Here is a 20,798-nt window from a genome sequence, read left to right as displayed (position 1 = left end):
AAACGTCTGTTACCTGCTCACCGAAGGTGGGCAACGATCCCCTCACAGAGCGCGTTTCCAGAACGAACTCACCCGCGATTATAGTTCTCACCGGCTGTTCTGGTAGGGCTTTCGCTGGGATTTCTCTTAATCCCACCAGAAGAACCAGTAAGGAGATTTCAGCAGAGTCGCGGCCAGATTATTGATAGTTTCACACCCCTGATCCACGATATCGGCACAGTACCAGTACTGCTCCCACGCCAGCCGCAGGGCAGATTCCTGATCTTGCGGAGGCCGCTCTACTGTGCATTCGATAACATCCCCGGCGACCCCACAGATCTCCGCTCCATATTCGGAATGCCATTTACGGTGGAAGGCACATTGAACCTCCGGTTCCGGGCAGTCATTCCAGCCACCATATTTTAAAGCCGCTGGAAGCTGCCAGGGACTTTCGATCTGCACCTGTCCCAGAAAGACTTCGGGATGAATTCTCCCCGACAGAACATCTTTGTGTAAGCTGAGGGAGCCCTTCTCGGATATGTCCCCCGGCCATTCCCCCAGCATTTCATCGGCAGAAAATCCATACTCTTCCAGTTCCGCCCGACGTTCCGCCACCCATTCGTCCAGATTGACTTTTTGCGAGATCAGGATAATTTCCTCGGGTGACTCCTGATTAAATTCAGCAGCTTCCGTGATCCTCTGCCGTTCTTCATCCGACCCGATCAAAAACGGATATAGTCCGGTTTGCGGATACTGTTCGCGTAACGCATTCAGCTGTTCTACTGCCTCCGCACCGGAGACCTTGATCGTTGTGAATGTCATACGGTGAAAATCCTGTTGAAAGAAAAAAGAATCCGGCAAAAACTTCATAGAGGGAGTTTAGAGATCGCCATACTTCGTCGCCAGTACGACAGTGTAGCCGTCCGGATCGCGAACCCAGAGCTCACGATGCTGTGCATTTGGATTGACCAGCGGCCCATCCAGAATCTCAGCAGTCATCGAATTCGCCCGCGCGACCGCCTCGGTGAAATCATCAATTTCAAACCAGAGTAAGGCACCGTTCCCCTTCAATGCCTCGGGATCTCCCAGAAAGGGATGTTCGTGCACGTCCCAGTGATGCAGTTGCAGGATCAGCGTGCCATCCTCGCGGACCAGCTGTTCGTACTCATCGCCGCCATGTCCGCTTTCGACATTCAGCAGACTCTGATACCAGCGACTGCTGGCGGGGACATCATTCACAACAATCATCGGCTGTGGTCGCATGCTCGTTTCCTCCCCTGTGTCAGGTGATCTGGGGCATCAGAGTGGATAGATCCCCGCTTTGTAAGGTTGATCCAGCTTCTTCACGACTTTCAGCAGCAGTTCCCACTCTTCTTCATCGATGGCGTTAATCGCCCGTTTAATGATTTTTCGACTGGCAGTCGCACAGTTGACGGCAATCGGATTGAAATCGGTCCAGCGCTTGTTGCTCACGATATTGCTGTTATGAAATGTGGCGACTGTCGCCAGCCGCGACCCCTTCTTGAACGGAGCACCGGTCGCACTTTTAATCGGTCGCTTGACGATCTTGACCACCGGATACGGGCGGCCTCCCTGGGCATCCATGTCCGCGACGACCGCAATCAACCCCTTATCCGGGTTCACCACAATTGCAGGTAACAACGCACCCTGCGCGAAATGACCTTTCCAGGAATTCAGATTCATGATGCAGGCGATCACCGAAACACCGGCGATCGCTCCGCCCAGTGCAGCATGCACCGTCATCAGGGCCAACCCCACGATGACACCGACCACATAAAAAATGACTTCCCCGGGATAACAGCGGAGCAAGACTTTATAGTTCACCTTAATCATCGGTATTCGCTTTATGCTCGTCTCTCTGCGGCGTGATTCTGATGGCCGAACCGGTACGCGGTCAGGTTTCGTGATGGAGTTGGGTGGAGTATACCTCTGTACTGTCCTTGTATCAATTCGAATTGAAAGCGAGAAGGAGATTTTCAGCAGGCGGTTCCCGTAGCCGCTGATTAAAACTGCCAGAAGAGACGCGCTGCAGGGCTCCGTAAGTTCTGTCCGGGATTCTTCTAAATCCCCAAGAAACGTTTGGTGCTCTCCTCCAACAGCCGATACAATCGAATACTACCGTTAGAAACAATGGGTACGGTGCTCAGCTGGAACTGTATTTCTCCCATCGATTTGCGTCGTCAAAACACAACTCGACTGAGCCAGCCTGCGATGTTTCTCCTCATTGACTTTTCTCACCGCGATTACCATCACACAACACGACAGAGAGGAGACAGCATTGACTGCCGACGAGACTCCACAGAAACAGCCAGCTGACAATTCCCAGGGCAGACGCAATTTCCTCAAAGGTAGCGCTGCTGCGGTAGGTGCTGGACTGGCGGCCTCCGTTCCCGGTATCTCCTCTGCTGCAGACAGTGACGGTAAATGTGAGATGAAAAACCCGTACGGAGCACGACCGGGGGGCGGGATCAGCCTGCCTGATTACTACAAACCCTGGCCGGCCATCAAGAACCGCAACGTGTTCATGCCCGGCACGGAAATTCTTCCGAAGAACGAAATGCGGATCTCGTTCCTGGGTAGTACTCCCTGGCCTCCCACGCGGTTGCAGTCCGGAACTTCGATCCTGGTTGAACTGGGAACCGGCGAAGCCCAGCCCCGGCGTTTTTTCTTTGATCTCGGAAACGGCAGTATTTCGAATGCCATTGCCATGCAGGTTCCCGCGCCATTGATCAATGATATCTTCATCAGCCACCTGCACTCCGATCACTTTGCTGACCTGCCTTATTTCTATCCCTTCCGGGCATTCTCCGGCGGTTATACACCGCTGCGGGTTTACGGACCTTCCGGTCGCACCCCCGAGTTGGGGATCAAGCACATGGTCAAACACATGCGGGAAATGAACCGCTGGCACGAGGAAAACTTCAACGCCTGCCCCATCGGCGACGGCATGGAAATTGAAGTCACTGAGTTTGACTGGCGCGAAGAAAACGGCATCTGCTACAACAAAGATGGCGTCGTCGTCCGACACTGGCCCCGCTCCCACGTTAAAGATGGTGCTTCCGCCTATCGACTCGACTGGGAAGACGCAGGACTCTCCTTTGTCTGGACCGGCGATGGTCGTCCCGACGAACTCTCTGCGAAATACGGGAAAGGCGTCGATGTCTTCGTCTCTGAAGGGACCATCGATGTGCCTCAGCTTTCTTCGATGAAACTGGGAGCCCCCGCGGAACTTTGGGAATACACGATCGACATATTCCACACCATGTATTATGCCGCCGGCTATCTCTTTAAACAGACACAGCCTCGCATGGGCGCTATCTGCCATTACGAATATGCAGGGCCCGCACTCGAAGCCGAATCAACTGCCGAAGTCCGCTCCAACTGGGATGGCCTGTTCATGTTTGCCGGCCCCGATGTCCAGGTGATTAACGTCACCAAAGATGCCATCTGGTCCCGCGAAGCCCTGCTCCCCGATGGCGCAGCCCCTGCCTCGATGGATCCCCGCTGGTTGCTCAAACCGGGCGAAAAACTGCCGGCGGAAATTATACTGCCCACTCCTCGACTCCCGCGTGAGAAACAGCAGTCTGAGTTCCTCCGCGAACTGGAAATCGACCCGCATAAATACTATCCGCCCGATGCCTATCGCAAACCGGTGCAGAAGTGGCCCGGCATTACACTCAATCCGAAGGAAATGCTCGAAGCCCGCGGTATCAAAGTGGATGACGACAGCCAGTAAAGCACACCCGATTTCCAGACCTCCCGCTGATCTCCCGGCAGCAGGTCTGTTTCGCGCAGAGGAAAAGAGACCGTGAAGCCAGCAGACGAACGCCCCATTCTTGCCCCGGGACCACGCCTGACCCCCATTGAAATTCCAGGCCGTGATCCCGTTCCCGTGACACTCCTGACCGGATTCCTGGGGGCCGGGAAGACGACACTCCTGAACCGGATTCTTAACGGAGAACATGGTCTCCGCGTCGGCGTGCTGGTCAATGATTTTGGCTCGATTAACATCGATGCCGAACTGGTGGAAGGCGTTGAGGAAAACACGATCAATCTGACCAACGGCTGTGTCTGTTGTGAAATTCGTGATGACCTCGTCAACTCGCTGGAACAACTGCTGACCCGTGATGATGTCATCGATTACGTGATTCTCGAGGCCAGCGGCGTGGCGGAACCCGAAGGCATCGTGATGACGTTCCTGAACGCGCGCTACGAGAAACTACTCCGGCTGGACAGCATCACTTGTGTCGTTGATGCCGAAGCCATTTTCACGCATGCCGAAAATGAGGAACTGACGGCCCTCAAACTCCGGCAGATCGGTTTTGCCGACATGGTTCTTTTAAACAAGGTTGATCTCGTCGGCCCCACGCACCTGGAAGTCATCGAGGACTGGATCGGTCAACATCTGCAGCGGATTCGCATTGTGCAGGCACAGCGCTGCGATGTTCCGCTGGAGATCCTGCTGGCCGTCGGTCGCTTCGATCCGGCCCACCTGGAAGCACAACAGCAGAATCCGGAACTGGCCGGCGATCAACAGACCGCCAGCCAGCTGTTCGCAACCTGGAGCTATCAATCAGACCAGCCCTTCTCCATTGAGAAACTGGAGACCATGGTTCGTCGACAGTTACCCGCTTCAATCTACCGCTGCAAAGGCATTGTCTATTGTTCAGAAGCTCCCGAGCAACGACACGCGCTGCAGGCCGTCGGCCGTCGGACCGAACTGACGCCTCTCGACGACTGGGGCACACGTCCTCCCCGCACCCGCATTGTCGCGATCGGTACCGGCTTCGATCCTGGCGAATTGACCGAACTGTTCGACAGCTGCCTGGCTGAAACAACATCTAATCCAATCAATTAGTTAAACCAGAATGCCAGCGTGAAGAACCGATTACGGCCGAATGTCCGGTTGATGCGAGTCCACAGTTCTGGATCGGCGAAATCTGTGATCTCACCCTTTTCAAGGTACGGGGCCGCCGCGGTTCCCTGGAACCATAGAAACGGATCGATCTTCCGCGGTTCAGTAAATACCCGTCGCAGGTTCACACCCTGTGTCCCCGGTTTGCCACGCCAGAAGGGAATCAGCTTCTTCCCCTGCAGCACCTCTCCTGCTTCGTCCAGCACGACGAGCCAGGTATCGACCATCTCCTGCGTAACCTTGATTTCCAGTACGCCGGTCTGCTGTGGATTGGGAATCCATTCGCGTTCGTTGTCGGTTTCCGCCAGATAAAACTTCCACATCGATTTCGCATGCCGCTGCATATCTTCCAGGTGGGCCAGCGCCGCTTTCATCCGCTCCGGTTCCTTGAGTTCAAACCGCCAGAGGTGGATGAACGCCAGGATGTCCGAGACGAGCGGTCGATCTACACCAACGATGCTATCTACATTTCCGTGCTCTTCCAGCAGAAAGGGGTATGGCGTGTCGACCTTTTCAAAAAACAGATGGGCCGTACAGTTAAATAATTCCTGTCCGTCAATCGCCAGCAGGACCTCGCCCCAGGCACACAGGAAGTTGCAGTAACCGGCCAGCCAGTCCGCATCGCCGCGATCAAAATCAATTAAAAACTGTTCCGCATCTGCCTGTTGCTGAGAGACGCCTGCTCTGCTCAACAGGAATCGTGCTTCGACCGGTTTACCAATTCCCAACAGATCAACCTTGATCAGCCCCACATGCAACGGCAGTTTCACATTCGGATCTTTGATAGCAGACAGGGTTTTCTCAGCCGCGTTTAGATCATCCACCCACGTCTGCAGCATTTGACGGGTATCGGCATAGGTGGCCGTTTTGGAATCGGGAGCTTGAGACAGAATCTCCTGGATTGGTTCCGGCAGCCCGCGTCTGACATCTTCTGTCCGTAATCCAAACCGATTCAAATTTCCTCCCACATACTGAGCCAAAGTTCCTCCCAGATGCTCAAACGACTGAAAGAACTGCACCACTCCCAGACCAAACCGCGCCTCGTCATCTTCCGGATTCACTTTCAATTGTTTCTGCAGGGCCTGAGCCCCTTCCTCCAGTTTTCCCGTTGTCAGATATTCCTCCGCCAGCGGGGCGGCAGCAGCGAATTGACTCATCAGGAACAGCGTTCCCAGACAGACAGGACTCAGAATCGAACGACGCATGACAGGGCTCCTGGTTAATGTGGTAAGTCTATTGCACATCAGTCATTCCGCAGTGAATGTACTTCCTGCGGAATGACATCTCATATTGTAAGGCGTTTTTCCCGAAGGAACATCACGCATTTTTTTGAATATTGTTTTTCCACTGTCGGCTCAGCAGGCACTGTGGACGCTGATCAACCAGCAATCCATTCAGTGATTGGCAAAAGCAGGAACTTATCTGGATTTGCATGTCTGGTATGTTATTTGCGACTGATTTTATAGCGGATAGTGAATCACTCGACCTTCAAGAGAAGAGGAGTCTACACATGGATAACACGATGCAAATCAGTGATCAGATTACCGTTGGACCTCAGCCGAACCGGGACGAAATTTACGAATTCGGCAACGAAGGTTTCAAATCAATTGTGAACTTTCGCACTGCCAATGAAGAAGGAATGCCTTTGACACCCGAAGCGGAAGGAAAAGCCGTTGAGTCAGCGGGAATGAAATACTGCCACATTCCTGTTTCCATGAACATGCTGGACGATAGACAGGTCGACGAATTTCGTGAGCAGTTTGAGGCATTGCCCAAACCGATTTTCGCTCACTGTAAAAGTGGTAAGCGCGCCGGTGCGATGGCCATGATGAAACGCGCCGTCGAAAACGGAATGTCCGGCGAACAGACCCTGCAGAAAGCAGAAGAGATGGGCTTCCAGTGTGACAAACCTGAACTCAAGGACTTCGTCAAGCACTACGTTGATACGCACGACAAATAAGCGTCACACTCAATCCGCAGAGAGTACTCATCATGATTTTTTATCCACGGTTTGTGCCGGGGCTGGCGATAAGTTCGTACCTGATCGGTGATGATCAGAGCGGGGCCGCGGTCGTGATTGACCCGCCCCGCGATGTCGATGACTTCATTGAATTTGCCCGCCAGCAAGATTTGCACATTGAATATATTATCGAGACCCACGTGCATGCCGACTTTGTTTCCGGCTCATGTGAGTTGAAAGCGCGACTGAACAATCAACCGCAGATTTACTGTTCAGCGTATGGCGCTGCGGACTGGACTCAATCATTCGCTGATCGTCATGTATCAGCAGACGACACGCTGTCGTTAGGGAAGCTTCGGTTCGAGTTTCGGCATGTTCCCGGTCACACACCCGAACACATCGCCATACTGCTCTTCGACGAATCCCGCAGCCCGGATACGCCCTGGTGCATGTTTACAGGGGACTTTCTGTTCGTAGGCGATGTCGGACGTCCGGATCTGTTGGGCGAAGCCGAACAACAGAAGCTCGCGCACCAACTTTATGAAAGCGTGTTTACGAGAATCGAGGCCCTGCCCGATTTCCTGGAAATCTTTCCTGCACACGGGGCCGGTTCTCTGTGTGGAAAAGCGATTGGCTCGCGACGTTCGTCCACACTGGGTTTTGAAAGGCGTTTCAGCAGTGTCTTGCAGAAGCAGGACGAACAACCCTGGATCGAAGACCTGCTGCAGGACATGCCGCTCTCCCCTTCCTATTTCAGTCGCATGAAACGAATCAATAAGGAAGGTCCGGCGATCATCGGACCGGAACTCCCGGGACAGAAACGCTGGTCGGCGAAACAGGTTGCAGAGCGACAGTGTCAGGATTGCCTGATTGTCGATGTCCGTTCCAAAGAGGCGTTCGCGGCAGCACACATCCCGGATTCTATTAACATTCCTATGGGATCAAATCTGCCTACCTGGGCGGGCTGGGTTCTCCCTTATGACCGTCCGATTCTGCTCGTCGTCGATCAGCCATCTCAGGTGCAAGAAGTCGTCACCAATCTGCTTCGCGTCGGTTTCGACGACATTCAGGGCTATCTCGAAGGGGGCATCAATGCCTGGGAAACAGCGGGATTCCCTTTGGAAATGCTGGAGACCATTTCAGTCCGGGACCTGCATCACAAACTGCGGCAGCAGCACCCGCTGACGGTGCTGGATGTTCGCACCGAACGGGAATGGGAAGCCGGTCACATCAAAGGGGCACTCCACATTCACGGCGGTGCTTTGCAGGAACGCTTTGAGGAAATCCCCCTGGAACAACCGGTGGCGGTGGTCTGTGGCTCTGGTTATCGCGCATCGATCGCCTCCTCGTTCATCCGCCGCGCCGGTTTCACTGATGTGGCAAACGTCCTCGGGGGTATGTCCGCCTGGAAAGCCGCAGACCTGCCCTTAAATGCCTGAAATTAAAGAGCTTGTGCTCTTGGTCCAGGCTCCGTTCCGTCGGCTCGACAAAGGCGGGTTTCAACCGGTGGCACGGATACGGTCCGCCTGATCCTGTTTTATTAATTGCGAAGGCAGCCCGGGACGAAAATCCAGGGAATCCACTCATGTGAATGGATCTTGATGGATCAACGTGGACAACTCCGCCGATCAGAGATAAGATGGGAAACTGAAACGCTTTCCATCCAGACTGACCATACCCTGCCTGGCGTCACTGGACGCACTGCTGACCCCGCCCTGGAGTAGATAATGCTGAATATTTTCGACGGAGCTGCCAACCGATTCTGCAATCGCGTCTCACGCCGCAATTTCATCAAGGTCGGCGCGCTGGGATTCGGCGGTCTGACGCTCCCACAACTTCTGCGGGCAGAACAACAGTCGGGTACCGGGAAATCACACAAGTCGATCATCATGATCTACCTCCCGGGTGGACCGCCGCATCAGGACATGTACGATCTCAAGATGGATGCGCCTTCCGAAATTCGAGGCGAGTTCAACCCGATCTCCACGAATGTACCGGACATCAAAATCTGTGAGCATCTGCCCCGCCTGGCCAGTCTCGCTGATAAAAGTATCTTCGTGAATTCACTCGTCGGGTCTATTGGTCAACACGCTTCGTTTCAATGTATGACCGGACACAGCGATCGCAATCAGCCTGCAGGTGGATGGCCGGAAATCGGTTCTGCTCTCTCGCGCCTCAAAGGCGATCCGCGGGCAACGGCCCCTGCGTATGTGAACCTCTCGCCGAAGATGCAGCACACGCCCTACAACTTCGGAAAAAACAGTTTCCTGGGCACCTCACATACTCCCTTCAATCCGAACGGGGAAATGAAGGGGGATATGACCCTCAATGGAATTACCCTGGACCGTCTGCAGGATCGAAAGCAACTCTTAACGAGTTTCGATCAGTTCCGCCGCGATGCAGATAACAGCGGCTCCATGGAAGGCCTGGACGCCTTTAACGAACAGGCATTCGGCGTTCTCTCCTCCGGACGACTCGTCGAAGCACTCGATGTCTCCAAAGAAGATCCCGCGGTTCGGGAACGTTACGGCAAAGGGACTTCGCGCAAGCAGGGGGACGCCGCCCCTCGTCTGAACGAACAGTTCCTGCTGGCCCGTCGACTCGTTGAAGCGGGGGCCCGCATGGTGACGTTGAGTTACAGCTTCTGGGACTGGCATGGCAGCAACTTCAAACGGGCCAAAGAGAACTTCCCCGATTTCGATCAGGCCATCACCGCTCTGATTGAAGACCTGCATCAGCGGGGACTTGCCGAAGACACGACCGTCATCGCCTGGGGCGAATTTGGACGGACTCCCAAGATCAACAACAACAGCGGTCGGGATCACTGGCCCCGCGTCTGTAACGCACTGCTCGCCTGTGGTGGAATGAAGACTGGCCAGGTGATTGGCACCACTGATCGTCTTGGCGGCGAAGCGGATGACCGTCCTGTCCACTTCCAGGAAGTCTTTGCGACCCTCTACCACAATATGGGAATCGACATCGAGCGGGTCACCCTGCCCGATCACGCCGGTCGTCCCCAGTATCTGGTCGACAGCGGCTATCTCCCAATGCCGGAAATCGTCTAATAGCAATCGCTTAGAGCTCGTCAGAGTGAGCAGTTCTTCCACCTGGCTGCGATTCTGTTTCGCTTCGCGTTATGTCTCAGATCACTGCTGATTGTGGCTTGCCAGAGACCACGCTGGTCGCTCAGCAACCGTGTCAGATTCTAAAGCTGCTTCCCTTTCATTTCGGAATCCAGCCACCTGGCTGAGCCGGAAAAAATTCTCATCACGCTTTCCTGCCTTGTCCGCGGTATTTCAGGCGTGAAGGGCTTAAATTACTGCTCAGCCGTGAAGTGGTATTGGCACGGGAAATGCAACTGGTTTCACTCTATCTAACTCCGATAAAAACTGGAGCGAGTTTCTATATCGGGTATGGCTCTCGAGCGGGCCATGCCAATGAGAATGGGGGGGGAACTCGCTTCAGTTTTCTTTTTAATACCGGCCGCCAGGAACTGAGACCATGCCGACCACCTGGACACAAAAAGATGAAAAGCAGTACAAGAAAATCAGAGAGAGTGCCCTTGAGCGAGGAAAATCCAGTTCCGAGGCGAAAGAGATCGCCGCGCGCACAGTCAATAAACAACGGCGGAAAGAGGGAAGAACGCCCCAGGAGACCACTCAGGGAACCGGTAACCCTCACACACGTCTGGAAGACCGCACTGTAGATGAACTTTACAATCTCGCGAAAGAGCATCACATTCAGGGCCGCAGCAAGCTGAATAAAGCTGAGCTGATCGAAGCCATTCGTGACAAACGCTAGCCGAATCACCTCTTCAGTCAGGATTACATCATGGATATTTCACGTTCGCCAGGTGAGGACACTACATCGATCACTTCGACCCTGCCCTGTTTTCTGCGTGGCTTCTTCGAGAACCCGCTGCAGGTGGCTTCCTGTATTCCCAGTTCCAGTTACCTGCAACGCAAACTGAGCTCACTTGCCTGTCTGAGTAACGCCAAAACCGTTATCGAACTCGGACCGGGAACCGGCGAGACGACAAAGGCCCTGCTGCAGGCTATGTCTGATCAGTCCAAGTTGCTCTGTGTGGAAGTGGTCGAAGAGTTCGCTGCATCGCTCCAGCAGATCGCAGACTCGCGTCTGATCGTCGAGATCGGTTCTGCCCTCGATCTGGAATCCATTCTGAAGCGGAACTACTTTACCTCGGCTGATGCCATCGTCTCGGGGATTCCGTTCTCAGTCCTCTCGCCGGAAGAGGGACGCACATTGATGGAATCCATCTATCAGCAACTCTCCCCCGGCGGTGCTTTCGTGACATACCAGTTCCGCAGCAGTGTCTGTGATCTGGCAACAGAATACTTCGGTCCTCCCGAGAAACGTTCGATGGTATTGTGGAATCTGCCACCCCTGGAGATCTTCGTCTGGGAAAAGTCGGTACTGGAATGCCACCATGTCAGTCACAACGCCAGGTCGATCAAAGCCTGACCACTTACGGGGCCGACTGCCCCTCATTGCTACAGTGTGAACCTGTTTTTCTGGAACGTGTCCTGGTTTCCGGTATGTTCAACATCTGGAAATCCGGAGCCAGGTATCGTTTCGGGACTTATTATGGCTGTAAAAAATGATGCGGTGTGGGTATTTCATGGGACTGCAGCGCAGTTTTGCTGTGGTGTATTTTCCACAAAAGAAAAAGCGGAAGACTTCATCGCCCAACATCAGCTTTCAGGTATTCTGACTAAGTATCCTCTCGATACAGGCGTCTATGACTGGGCTATCGCGGAAGGAATTTTCAAACCTTCCAGGGATTATCAGTCCAGCCCCCGGTTTATCAGCCGCTTCACCAGCGCGAGCCAGGAGCATTTCCATTACGAAATGGGAATTGAGGGAAGAGAGGGCAGCGAAGATGATTACCCTGCAGGCCGGCCAGACGTTCGAGATCAATGATACACTGCTTGTAGACTTTCCCTGGCACGAGTTTACGAACGTCGCTCGTTTTGTGATGGAGTGGTCTGCTGGACCTTATCCAGACATTGAATTGATACTGGAATCCGATCTGGCGACGAACCTGGTCGCCTGTCTTTCTCTGGAACAGGTCGCAGAATGCAGGCTGCCGGACATGGGGATAAGACGCTTGCAGTTTTCCTCACTGACAGCAGAAAACGCCCGCTCGCATCAGTGGGAGCAGGTCAATTATCGCATCTTTGATGCAGATTTTGAGGAGCCGGTTCTGATGTTCAAATCGGGGCAGATTCAGATACAAACACAATAATTCCGCTTACTCCGCTTTCCCTTGCTGGGCGATATACGCTCTGGCCTGCTCGATGTAACCCGGGGTTTTCAGTCCGACCTGTTTGGCTTCTGCGAGGGCCGCTTCGAAACTGAGGCCGTCGTCCAGCACACGATGCGTCAGCCAGATTGCTCCCACGCGGTTGGCTGATGCACAATGCAGAACCAGAGGCTGCTTCGATTTGTCATTCAGCAGTTTGCGGCACTGGTCGAAAATCGCAGGCGTCAATGATTCCGGCGCCCTGAAGGGAATCTGCACATAATCCAGATTCAGCATCTTCAGGTACATCGCTTCGTCCCATTTCAGCTCCCTTGAAGGACGCAGATTAATCACCGTCTTAACGCCCGCTTTCTGAATCAGGTTGAAATCTTCTTCTCCCGGCTGACCTGCGAGGTAGATCTGGCCACTCCGGTGCAGGGGAGAGATCTGTCCCAGTTCCTCCGCCTGCAGCATTCGGGAGGCGGCCTCTGTTTTGGAGTCACCCCAGACAGTCGTCGGGTAAGTCGCGAGGCAGAATATCAGCAGCAGGGGAGCGGTTTGAAAGCATCGCATGGTTGATTCCAGTCAGTAAAACAGGTCGGATCAGGTAAGGATCAGATCATTCTAACAGAATCGCCGTATGGACACAAAAAAACGCCAGTCAAGACGAGCTGACTGGCGTTGAATAATTCATGCATCGAAGAGGTTCAAAAAAAGGAAAACTTATATATCCTCCTGGGAGATGACGCACGAGATAAAAACAATTTGTGTATAGTGAATATCGCCAGAATCGTCATTTTTGTCAAGCGATATATAAAACGAAAATGAATTCCTCGTAAAAAATCTGATTTGGCATCTGTTCATACATGAACTATCACTGATTCCTGAGGTCTGCGCTGAATCAAAATCCGAGATTCTGACGACCTTGATATCATTTCCTGCAAGGGAATTGTAAGATAAAATTGCTGTCAGATTAGCGGCAGTGAGCTTAAGCGCCATTAGAATTCTGAATACATGATTACCGTTTTCCCTATCGCGGGACAACGTGAGGAAATGAACGGACTGTAATGCTGCAACAACTTCGCTACCTCCTGTTACAGGTTCGCAATTCAGACGATCCGATGAAACAGCAGGAAGTCAACTGTTTCGCCCGCTCCCTGGATGTCGACACCAGCCAGATCGCCGTCTTCGATCTGCTCGGCGGTCCATTAACGGAAGTCGATCTCGTGTCTCATGATGTCGTCTTCATCGGCGGCAGTGGTCACTATTCCGCCGCAGGAGAAGGTCGCTGGCTGGAGATTGCCCTGGAAAGTCTGCGGGTTGTGCACGATCTCCGTAAACCCACGTTCGCTTCCTGCTGGGGATTCCAGGCAATGGCCCGCGCCATGGGAGGCCGCGTGGTCCACGATCTCAACCGGGCAGAAATCGGTGTCCATCACGTCAACCTGACCGCTGCAGGACAGGCTGATCCCATCTTCGGCCCCGCAGGCGATATTCTGCAAGGTCTGATGGGTCATGAAGATACGGTCGTTGAACTACCTCCGGGAACCGAACTGCTCGCCTCCACTGATCGTGTGGAAAATCAGGCGTATCGTTTCCTCGATCGCCCCATTTATTGCACTCAGTTCCATCCTGAACTCGACCGGGAATCGTTCCTGGGCCGCCTTAATACCTACCCCGAATATGTCGAGAAAATCGCCGGACTCTCCCTCGATGAGTTCCGCCACTCGATTCACGATACACCCGAAACCATGGCTCTGTTAAAACGTTTCGTGCAGGAGATCGCCCCCCGGCATCTGAACCAGACCTGATCCTCTTCCCGCCCGTAATTACTCAGGTACACCGTTTATGACCCCACCGCCAGACAAGAAACTGCATGTCGCCATCATCACCTCCGGAGGAGCAGGGATGTTCTGCGGTGCATGCATGCACGACAACACCTGGACCAAAGCCATGATGTTGCAGGGGGCCGAAGCAACCCTCGTCCCCACCTACACTCCCATTCGCGTCGACGAAGAAAACATGACCGGCTCCCCGGTCTTCCTGGGAGGGATCAACGTCTATCTGAATTACCGTTCCCGCATCTGGCGCGCTCTGCCCCGCTTCCTCAAACACTGGCTGGACACACCCTGGATCATTAACCTCGCGACCAGTTTCGGGGTCAGTAATGACGCCCACGAACTGGGCGCCCTGACCGTCAATCTGCTGGAAGGAGAACAGGGAGCCGAAGGTGTCGAAATTGAAGAACTCGCCCGGTTCCTCGGTGAGACGCTCAAGCCCGATGTCATCTGCCTCAGCAACGCCCTGCTCTCGGGGACCATCAGGACCATCAAGCAGCATTTCAAGGGACCCCTGTTCTGCATTCTTCAGGGAGACGATGTCTTTCTGGAAGAACTCGGAGAACCCTACCGCAGCCGTTCGCTGGAACTGATCCGCTCGAACGTGCAACAACTGGATGGCGTTCTCGTACACAGTGATTACTACCGCGATTTCATGTCCGCTTACCTGGATGTGCCCGTCGACCATTTCCGCAAAGTCCTGCTCGGCATCAATCTGGATGGCTATGACGGCACGCCGGAGACCAGCATCGAAGAACCTTTCACCATCGGCTTCTTCGCCCGTATCTGTAAAGAAAAAGGCCTGCAAAACGCCGTCGAAGCCTTCAAGATCTTCCACGAGCGCCATCCCGACAGCCGCCTGCTGGTGGGAGGCTTTCTTGGTAAAGAAAACGAAGCCTGGTTCAGGGAGACCACCGCGCCCCTGGATGAACTTCAGGACGCCTACCGCTACTGGGGCAGCCCCGCTTCGCACGAGGAAAAAGTCGACTTCTACAAAAGCCTCTCCGTCCTCTCCGTGCCGACCGAATACCACGAACCCAAGGGGATCTTCGTGCTGGAAGCCCTCGCGAACGGCGTCCCCGTCGTCCAGCCCGCCCACGGTGCCTTTCCGGAATTGATCGAACAGACCGCCGGCGGACTGCTCGTTCCCCCGGGAGATACCCTGGCACTCGTCGAGGCCTGGGAACGTCTGTACCAGGACAAGGATTACCGTAAACAACTGGCACAACAGGGTTACGAACGCGTGCGCCAGTGCTTCAACTCTGAGCTGATGGCCACCGAAAGCCTGCAGTTTTTCCGCGATCGCCTCGCCGCTGCGACTCCCGCCGAGAACCCGCGCTAATTGCCCGCTGGCTGCTGAATGACCCGCCGTCCTGCTTAACAATTTCCCCGGATTCCGCTATGGTATAGCTTCTATCGGAAATCGTGCGGAACGGGCCAGACCCGCTCCATCATATATAAACATACGAATATAAGGTTTGAGTATTTCAATGGCTGATTTGCATGCGTTAATGAAAAAACTGCAGAAGAAAAATGATTCCAAGATTGTTCTGCTCGTCTCTGACGGACTGGGCGGACTCCCCCTGGAACCGGGCGGAAAAACCGAACTGGAAACAGCCAACACCCCTAACCTCGACGAACTGGCCAAAAACGGAACCCTGGGACGCAGCATTCCCGTGCTCCCTGGCATCACTCCCGGGAGTGGCCCCGGTCACTTGGGACTGTTCGGTTACGATCCGCTGCAGTTCAACATCGGTCGCGGTGTACTCGAAGCGCTGGGCATCGATTTTGAACTCGGTCCCGATGACGTCGCCATCCGAGGCAACTTCTGTACGCTCGACGATGATGGCAACATCACCGACCGTCGTGCCGGTCGCATCGCCAGCGATATCGGAGTCGAGCTCTGCAAGAAACTCGATCAGATCGAAATTCCCGGCGTCGAAGTTTTCGTCCGTCCGGTCAAAGAATACCGCCTGGTGATCGTCCTGCGGGCCAAAGGCCTGGGCGGCGACATCAACGATACCGATCCTCAGAAAACCGGCGTACCTCCTCTCGAACCAGTCGGACAGAACGAAGCCTCTCAGAAGACCGCCGAGATCTGTAAGGAATTCCTCAAGCAGGCTGGCGAGATCCTCAAAGACGATCGTCCTGCCAACCTGCTCACCATGCGGGGCATCGCCAAGATGCCGGAGATCCCCACCTTCGAAGAAGTCTACGGCACCCGTGCCGCTGCCATTGCCGTCTATCCGATGTACCGTGGGCTGGCCCGCCTGGTCAGCATGGACGTCAAAGATGCCGGCCAGACCCTCGAATCGCAGATGGACTGCCTCGAAAAGATCTGGGACGATTACGACTTCTTCTTCGTGCACTACAAATACACCGACTCCACCGGCGAAGATGGTAACTTCGCTGCCAAGGTCGCCAAGACCGAAGAAGTCGATTCCTGCATCCCCCGCATCAAGGCACTCAAGCCGGATGTGCTCATCGTCACCGGCGACCACAGCACACCGTCCAAAATGAAATCGCACAGCTGGCACCCCGTGCCTGTACTGCTGTCTGCGGAAAACGCCCGATTTGATGGCTGCCAGAGCTTCGGTGAAGCCGAGTGCATTAAAGGCGGACTGGGACAGTTTGAAGCCAAGTACCTGATGTCCATGGCTATGGCGCACGCCGGTCGCCTGGAAAAATATGGTGCCTGATCCCAGTCGGAATCAGTAAAACCAGAACCTCAAAGGATGCCCTCTTCTGCGGAAGGCGGCATCCTTTTTCGTTATATTCGTTGTGACTGGAGTGTAAAATGGACTGCAGTCGCCGATCGACAGGAAAGATCAAGGAAACCAGATGATTTTGATCGATCCTGCTAATAATAACGTTTGTTAGACAGGGACCGTGCGCCAGGTCGGACACAGAACAGGGACTCAACTATCTTCAACTCCGGGTGTCATTGATGTCGCAGTACTTAAGCCAGCTTTCAGGACTCTCCACCTTCATCATCATTCTGGCCTGTGGAGCGCACCTGTTCTTCTTCTTTGTACTCTGGGTCTGGTCCCGCCGCGATCTGCGGGGCATCGCCTCATCCCTGGATGACTTCACCCGCGGACTCAAGCACCGTAGCCTGCTCGATTCCACCGGTCACCTCTCCGATCAGATCGAAGCCTTTCTCGCAGACGTCAACGAAACCATTGAACCGGGCGCCAATCCGGCTGACCGCAAGGTGCTCTCCGAACGCGTGCATATTCTCGATGAAAAACGCCGCTATCTCAATTCGCACTTCTTCGAGACCTGCTACAACATCTGTCGCACGATGATCGAGGCCTACCCCCTCGCCGGGGTCTTGGGAACGATCCTCGCCATGGGCGCGGCTCTGCAGGCGAATACCGGAGCCGAAAACGGTTCCGCCATCAGTTCCATCGTCAGTCACTTCGGTGATGCCATCTGGTCCACGTTCGTCGGCCTGGCTGCTGCCATACTGCTGATGTTTATCAACAGTATTCTGGAAACCTCGTTTCTCGGCCTGGTCGAAAACCGGCAACATGTCCGCGATACCGTCGTCCGCGCCAAACGGGAACTGGCATTCGCAGAGGGGAGTGCCGCGAAATCATGATCAGCCGCCGTCGCTTAACTTTCCAACTCACACCCCTGCTCGACCTGCTCCTGATTGTCATCTTTGCGCAATTCATGGACACGCAGGAGACGACCGCCCGCATCGAACAACGCGCCGAGACCAAAGTCACCCAGGCGGAAGAACAACTCACGCATCTGCAGCAACTCCAGGCATCGGAAGCGGAGCGGTTAAAACGACTCTCCGCAGAGAAAACCAAAGCACTCCAGGCGATCGAGAAGGCCCGGGAAGCCAATGCCGTCACGCAGGAAAGCATGCGGTTGCTGCAGCAGCAGTCAGAAAAAACGCAGATGGAACAGTCCGAGCAGATCGAACGCCTGCGTGATCAGCGCGACCGGGTCGGGGAACTCGTACAACAGTTGTTCCAGCTACCGGAAGACACGCTGGATCCGCTGCTGAAATCCAAGGGGACTCCCGATTCCCCGGAAACCCGCGAACAACGGGAACGCGTCAGAAAACAGCTCAAGGAACTGGCCGAGGCTCGCGGCGAAGATGTCGTGCGGCACTTCCTGACCTACGACGAACTCACCAAACGCAGTGACATCTGGGATCTTTATCTGACCGAGAATGGCGTCTTTGAATTGCAGATTGGTGACAAGTCAGCCAGTTTCCGGGCGGAATCGCAGGCAGAGTTCGTCGATCGCTTTTATGCTGTCTACAAAACAACCCCGCAGCCTAAGAGCCTGGTGATCATTCTCTTCTCCTACGGAGATGCCAAAGCCTCTGTCCGTTTCGCCGCCACACAGGGGTTGCCCCTGGTCGCCGAACGCATGCGGGCCGACAGCAGTGGTCGCACCCGCTTCGAATACGCGGTGATGGGCTTTGTCCCGCAGCCGACTGATACAACAAAGCAACCGCCGGCCGAGTCCCGTTAAATCCCCAACTCTTCGCGGACCTCTTTGAATTTCTCGATCGCGAAATCCAGATCTTCAATCGAGTGCGCCGCGGAAATCTGGGTCCGGATCCGCGCCTTGCCCTGAGGCACCACGGGATAAGAGAACCCGATCACGTAGATCCCCTTCTGCAATAACGCGTCCGCGACCTGGGCTGCCAGCGACGCATCACCCAGCATGATGGGCACAATCGGATGCTCGCCCGGCAGCACATCAAAGCCGACCTGCGAGATTCCTGCGCGGAAATGTTTCGTGTTCGCTTCCAGCTTGTCGCGGAGTTCCGTTGAAGCGGTCAGCAGGTCGATGGCTTTGATCGACGCAGCCACAATCGGTGGAGCGACGGAATTCGAGAACAGGTACGGACGCGACCGCTGTCGCAGCAGATCGATCACTTCCTTGCGACCACTGGTGTAACCACCGCTGGCACCACCGAGTGCCTTGCCCAGCGTTCCCGTCAGAATGTCAACCCGCTCCATTACGTCGTGGAATTCATGCGTCCCCTTGCCGTGCGCTCCCATGAAGCCAACCGCATGTGAATCGTCGACCATCACCAGTGCATCATACTTATCCGCCAGATCACAGATCGCCGGTAGATTGGCAATGTATCCGTCCATTGAAAATACACCATCGGTGGCAATCAGGCGGAACCGGGCCGACTGTGCCGCCTTGAGTTGTTCTTCCAGATCCTGCATGTTGTTGTTCTTGTAGCGGAACCGCTGCGCTTTGCAGAGCCGCACGCCGTCAATGATGCTCGCATGATTCAGCTCATCCGAAATGATCGCATCCTCTTTTGTGAGCAGTGTTTCAAACAGCCCACCGTTCGCATCGAAGCACGATGTATACAGGATCGTATCTTCCGTCCCCAGGAACGTACTCAGTTTCTGCTCCAGGTCCTTGTGTATCGACTGGGTCCCACAGATGAACCGGACCGAGGACAAACCGTAGCCCCACTGGTCTAAACCTTCGTGTGCTGCTGCAATCACCTCTGGATGTTCGGCCAGTCCGAGATAATTATTTGCGCACATGTTCAACACCGGCTCACCGGCTGCCACGCGAATGTGTGCATCCTGCGGCGTGGTGATGATCCGCTCCGACTTATACAGACCGGCGTCCTTGATTTCTGCGAGCGTCTTTTCCAGTTCCTGTTTGATCGATCCGTACATGGGATTTATCCTGCTAAAGTTTGTGGCGTCGTGACGTATTCTGTCTTACATCTCATTCCAGTCGAGAATCACTTTGCCGGACTGGCCCGACAGCATTACCTCGAACCCTTTTTCAAATTCGCTGGCATGAAAACGGTGTGTAATGATCGGACTGATATCCAGCCCGCTCTGCAGCATGACTGTCATCTTATACCAGGTCTCGTACATTTCGCGACCGTAGATCCCTTTCAGCGTCAGCATGTTGAACACAACGATGTTCCAGTCGATGGCAATCTCTTTTTCCGGGATCCCCAGCATCGCGATCTTACCGCCGTGGCACATGTTGTTGAGCATATCCCGAAAGGCCACCGGGTTCCCTGACATCTCCAGTCCCACATCGAAGCCTTCGGTCATCCCCAGTTCTTTCTGGGCGTTGGCAATCGTATTATCCCGCACGTCCAGCGCGAGAGTCGCCCCCATCTTTTTCGCGAGTTCCAGTCGGTACGGGTTCACGTCAGTGACGACCACATGCCGGGCTCCCGCATGCTTAACGACAGCTGCCGCCATCACACCAATCGGTCCTGCCCCGGTAATCAGAACGTCTTCTCCCAGCACGTCAAACGAGAGGGCCGTGTGGACGGCGTTACCGAAGGGGTCGAAAATGGAAGCCACATCCCGGTTAATCGAATCGTCATGATGCCAGATGTTGGTCATCGGCAGCGAAATGTATTCGGCAAATGCACCCGGACGATTCACTCCCACACCCCGCGTATGAGCACACAGGTGTCGCCGTCCCGCGAAACAGTTTCGACAGCGACCACAGACCACGTGCCCCTCTCCGCTGACGATTTCGCCGGGAACATAGTCAGCCACGTTCGAGCCGACTTCCACAATCTCGCCTACAAATTCGTGGCCGACCACCATCGGCACCGGAATCGTCTTCTGTGCCCAGTCGTCCCACTTGTAGATATGGACATCGGTGCCGCAGATCCCCGTCCGATCGACTTTGATCAGCACATCATTGATGCCGATCGTCGGCTTGGGGACTTCTTCCAGCCAGAGACCCGGCTTTGACTCTTTCTTTACGAGTGCCTTCATGATTTCACCCCGGTGTGCAGAAATATTTTGGAGGATCAGCTGACTGAATCCTTTATAATGCCTGATT

21 protein-coding genes are annotated in these 20,798 nt (G+C 54.5%); 14 read left to right on the top strand and 7 right to left on the bottom strand.

Going from position 1 to position 20,798, the window contains the following annotated elements:
• Window positions 1-126: 126 nt before the first annotated feature.
• Genes RID21_RS20900 through RID21_RS20890 form a run of 3 tightly spaced genes read right to left on the bottom strand, consistent with a single transcriptional unit; the run spans window position 127 to window position 1,824 of the window.
• The gene (locus RID21_RS20900; protein ID WP_350192222.1) at window positions 127-801 is read right to left on the bottom strand and encodes a DUF4253 domain-containing protein; all 675 of its coding nucleotides are present in this window, start codon (window positions 799-801) and stop codon (window positions 127-129) included.
• A gap of 57 nt (window positions 802-858) precedes the next feature.
• On the bottom strand, window positions 859-1,242 hold the full coding sequence (locus RID21_RS20895; RefSeq protein WP_350192220.1) for a VOC family protein: 384 nt from the start codon (window positions 1,240-1,242) through the stop codon (window positions 859-861).
• A gap of 36 nt (window positions 1,243-1,278) precedes the next feature.
• Window positions 1,279-1,824, bottom strand: coding sequence for a DUF3239 domain-containing protein (locus tag RID21_RS20890; RefSeq protein ID WP_350192218.1), 546 nt, complete (start codon window positions 1,822-1,824; stop codon window positions 1,279-1,281).
• 454 nt (window positions 1,825-2,278) lie between these two features.
• On the opposite strand from RID21_RS20890, the gene gntH reads away from it, so the two are divergent.
• Together gntH and RID21_RS20880 are read left to right on the top strand one after the other, a co-directional pair.
• On the top strand, window positions 2,279-3,736 hold the full coding sequence (gntH, locus tag RID21_RS20885) for a guanitoxin biosynthesis MBL fold metallo-hydrolase GntH (protein ID WP_350192216.1): 1,458 nt from the start codon (window positions 2,279-2,281) through the stop codon (window positions 3,734-3,736).
• A gap of 72 nt (window positions 3,737-3,808) precedes the next feature.
• Window positions 3,809-4,858 carry a CobW family GTP-binding protein gene (locus tag RID21_RS20880; RefSeq protein ID WP_350192214.1) on the top strand — a complete coding sequence of 350 codons (1,050 nt, stop codon included), beginning with the start codon at window positions 3,809-3,811 and terminating at the stop codon, window positions 4,856-4,858.
• Here the strand turns inward: RID21_RS20880 and RID21_RS20875 are convergent.
• On the bottom strand, window positions 4,855-6,120 hold the full coding sequence (locus RID21_RS20875; protein ID WP_350192212.1) for a tetratricopeptide repeat protein: 1,266 nt from the start codon (window positions 6,118-6,120) through the stop codon (window positions 4,855-4,857). The two genes, RID21_RS20880 and RID21_RS20875, sit on opposite strands and share 4 nt — an antisense overlap.
• Before the next feature lie 305 nt (window positions 6,121-6,425).
• Here RID21_RS20875 and RID21_RS20870 point away from each other — a divergent pair, with 305 nt between their 5' ends.
• From RID21_RS20870 to RID21_RS20840, 7 genes are all read left to right on the top strand, one after another.
• Window positions 6,426-6,875, top strand: coding sequence for a protein tyrosine phosphatase family protein (locus tag RID21_RS20870; RefSeq protein WP_350192210.1), 450 nt, complete (start codon window positions 6,426-6,428; stop codon window positions 6,873-6,875).
• 32 nt (window positions 6,876-6,907) lie between these two features.
• Entirely contained in the window at window positions 6,908-8,314 is a 1,407-nt protein-coding gene (locus RID21_RS20865; RefSeq protein ID WP_350192208.1) for an MBL fold metallo-hydrolase, read from the top strand.
• Window positions 8,315-8,602: 288 nt separating this feature from the next.
• Window positions 8,603-9,940 carry a DUF1501 domain-containing protein gene (locus tag RID21_RS20860; RefSeq protein ID WP_155365673.1) on the top strand — a complete coding sequence of 446 codons (1,338 nt, stop codon included), beginning with the start codon at window positions 8,603-8,605 and terminating at the stop codon, window positions 9,938-9,940.
• 436 nt (window positions 9,941-10,376) lie between these two features.
• Window positions 10,377-10,676: a Rho termination factor N-terminal domain-containing protein gene (locus RID21_RS20855; protein ID WP_350192206.1), complete on the top strand. Its 300-nt coding sequence runs from the start codon at window positions 10,377-10,379 to the stop codon at window positions 10,674-10,676.
• 30 nt (window positions 10,677-10,706) lie between these two features.
• On the top strand, window positions 10,707-11,357 hold the full coding sequence (locus tag RID21_RS20850; RefSeq protein ID WP_350192204.1) for a class I SAM-dependent methyltransferase: 651 nt from the start codon (window positions 10,707-10,709) through the stop codon (window positions 11,355-11,357).
• 123 nt (window positions 11,358-11,480) lie between these two features.
• The gene (locus RID21_RS20845) at window positions 11,481-11,816 is read left to right on the top strand and encodes a DUF7710 domain-containing protein (RefSeq protein ID WP_350192202.1); all 336 of its coding nucleotides are present in this window, start codon (window positions 11,481-11,483) and stop codon (window positions 11,814-11,816) included.
• The gene (locus RID21_RS20840; RefSeq protein WP_350192200.1) at window positions 11,776-12,141 is read left to right on the top strand and encodes a hypothetical protein; all 366 of its coding nucleotides are present in this window, start codon (window positions 11,776-11,778) and stop codon (window positions 12,139-12,141) included. The genes RID21_RS20845 and RID21_RS20840 overlap by 41 nt, the downstream gene beginning before the upstream one ends.
• Before the next feature lie 6 nt (window positions 12,142-12,147).
• On the opposite strand, the gene RID21_RS20835 is transcribed toward RID21_RS20840, so the two are convergent.
• Window positions 12,148-12,711 carry a protein tyrosine phosphatase family protein gene (locus RID21_RS20835; RefSeq protein ID WP_350192198.1) on the bottom strand — a complete coding sequence of 188 codons (564 nt, stop codon included), beginning with the start codon at window positions 12,709-12,711 and terminating at the stop codon, window positions 12,148-12,150.
• A gap of 494 nt (window positions 12,712-13,205) precedes the next feature.
• On the opposite strand from RID21_RS20835, the gene RID21_RS20830 reads away from it, so the two are divergent.
• The 5 genes from RID21_RS20830 to RID21_RS20810 all read left to right on the top strand — a co-directional run bounded on the left by RID21_RS20830 (window position 13,206) and on the right by RID21_RS20810 (window position 18,473).
• Entirely contained in the window at window positions 13,206-13,949 is a 744-nt protein-coding gene (locus RID21_RS20830; RefSeq protein ID WP_145190398.1) for a type 1 glutamine amidotransferase, read from the top strand.
• A gap of 37 nt (window positions 13,950-13,986) precedes the next feature.
• Window positions 13,987-15,318 (top strand): glycosyltransferase, encoded by a 1,332-nt coding sequence (locus RID21_RS20825; protein ID WP_350192196.1) that lies wholly within the window; start codon window positions 13,987-13,989, stop codon window positions 15,316-15,318.
• Window positions 15,319-15,466: 148 nt separating this feature from the next.
• Complete coding sequence (locus RID21_RS20820) at window positions 15,467-16,675, top strand: 2,3-bisphosphoglycerate-independent phosphoglycerate mutase (RefSeq protein WP_350192194.1); 1,209 nt, start codon at window positions 15,467-15,469, stop codon at window positions 16,673-16,675.
• 248 nt (window positions 16,676-16,923) lie between these two features.
• Window positions 16,924-17,580 carry a MotA/TolQ/ExbB proton channel family protein gene (locus tag RID21_RS20815; protein ID WP_350192192.1) on the top strand — a complete coding sequence of 219 codons (657 nt, stop codon included), beginning with the start codon at window positions 16,924-16,926 and terminating at the stop codon, window positions 17,578-17,580.
• Complete coding sequence (locus RID21_RS20810) at window positions 17,577-18,473, top strand: hypothetical protein (RefSeq protein ID WP_350192190.1); 897 nt, start codon at window positions 17,577-17,579, stop codon at window positions 18,471-18,473. Before RID21_RS20815 ends, RID21_RS20810 begins: the two co-directional genes overlap by 4 nt.
• On the opposite strand, the gene RID21_RS20805 is transcribed toward RID21_RS20810, so the two are convergent.
• Both RID21_RS20805 and tdh read right to left on the bottom strand, forming a co-directional pair.
• Complete coding sequence (locus tag RID21_RS20805; protein WP_350192188.1) at window positions 18,470-19,654, bottom strand: glycine C-acetyltransferase; 1,185 nt, start codon at window positions 19,652-19,654, stop codon at window positions 18,470-18,472. The two genes, RID21_RS20810 and RID21_RS20805, sit on opposite strands and share 4 nt — an antisense overlap.
• A 45-nt stretch (window positions 19,655-19,699) precedes the next feature.
• Window positions 19,700-20,731, bottom strand: coding sequence for an L-threonine 3-dehydrogenase (gene tdh, locus RID21_RS20800; protein ID WP_350192186.1), 1,032 nt, complete (start codon window positions 20,729-20,731; stop codon window positions 19,700-19,702).
• Window positions 20,732-20,798: the final 67 nt, after the last annotated feature.

The organism is Gimesia sp. (genome assembly GCF_040219335.1).
GTDB lineage: Bacteria > Planctomycetota > Planctomycetia > Planctomycetales > Planctomycetaceae > Gimesia.
This window is presented reverse-complemented; position numbering and strand designations above follow the sequence as displayed.

Excerpts from the sequence above, each read along its gene's own strand:
- RID21_RS20900 (WP_350192222.1), bottom strand. The coding sequence starts at position 801 with ATGACATTCACAACGATCAAGGTCTCCGGTGCGGAGGCAGTAGAACAG.
- RID21_RS20895 (WP_350192220.1), bottom strand. The coding sequence starts at position 1,242 with ATGCGACCACAGCCGATGATTGTTGTGAATGATGTCCCCGCCAGCAGT.
- RID21_RS20875 (WP_350192212.1), bottom strand. The coding sequence starts at position 6,120 with ATGCGTCGTTCGATTCTGAGTCCTGTCTGTCTGGGAACGCTGTTCCTG.
- RID21_RS20870 (WP_350192210.1), top strand. The coding sequence starts at position 6,426 with ATGGATAACACGATGCAAATCAGTGATCAGATTACCGTTGGACCTCAG.
- RID21_RS20865 (WP_350192208.1), top strand. The coding sequence starts at position 6,908 with ATGATTTTTTATCCACGGTTTGTGCCGGGGCTGGCGATAAGTTCGTAC.
- RID21_RS20860 (WP_155365673.1), top strand. The coding sequence starts at position 8,603 with ATGCTGAATATTTTCGACGGAGCTGCCAACCGATTCTGCAATCGCGTC.
- RID21_RS20855 (WP_350192206.1), top strand. The coding sequence starts at position 10,377 with ATGCCGACCACCTGGACACAAAAAGATGAAAAGCAGTACAAGAAAATC.
- RID21_RS20850 (WP_350192204.1), top strand. The coding sequence starts at position 10,707 with ATGGATATTTCACGTTCGCCAGGTGAGGACACTACATCGATCACTTCG.
- RID21_RS20845 (WP_350192202.1), top strand. The coding sequence starts at position 11,481 with ATGGCTGTAAAAAATGATGCGGTGTGGGTATTTCATGGGACTGCAGCG.
- RID21_RS20840 (WP_350192200.1), top strand. The coding sequence starts at position 11,776 with ATGATTACCCTGCAGGCCGGCCAGACGTTCGAGATCAATGATACACTG.
- RID21_RS20835 (WP_350192198.1), bottom strand. The coding sequence starts at position 12,711 with ATGCGATGCTTTCAAACCGCTCCCCTGCTGCTGATATTCTGCCTCGCG.
- RID21_RS20830 (WP_145190398.1), top strand. The coding sequence starts at position 13,206 with ATGCTGCAACAACTTCGCTACCTCCTGTTACAGGTTCGCAATTCAGAC.
- RID21_RS20825 (WP_350192196.1), top strand. The coding sequence starts at position 13,987 with ATGACCCCACCGCCAGACAAGAAACTGCATGTCGCCATCATCACCTCC.
- RID21_RS20820 (WP_350192194.1), top strand. The coding sequence starts at position 15,467 with ATGGCTGATTTGCATGCGTTAATGAAAAAACTGCAGAAGAAAAATGAT.
- RID21_RS20815 (WP_350192192.1), top strand. The coding sequence starts at position 16,924 with ATGTCGCAGTACTTAAGCCAGCTTTCAGGACTCTCCACCTTCATCATC.
- RID21_RS20810 (WP_350192190.1), top strand. The coding sequence starts at position 17,577 with ATGATCAGCCGCCGTCGCTTAACTTTCCAACTCACACCCCTGCTCGAC.
- RID21_RS20805 (WP_350192188.1), bottom strand. The coding sequence starts at position 19,654 with ATGTACGGATCGATCAAACAGGAACTGGAAAAGACGCTCGCAGAAATC.
- tdh (WP_350192186.1), bottom strand. The coding sequence starts at position 20,731 with ATGAAGGCACTCGTAAAGAAAGAGTCAAAGCCGGGTCTCTGGCTGGAA.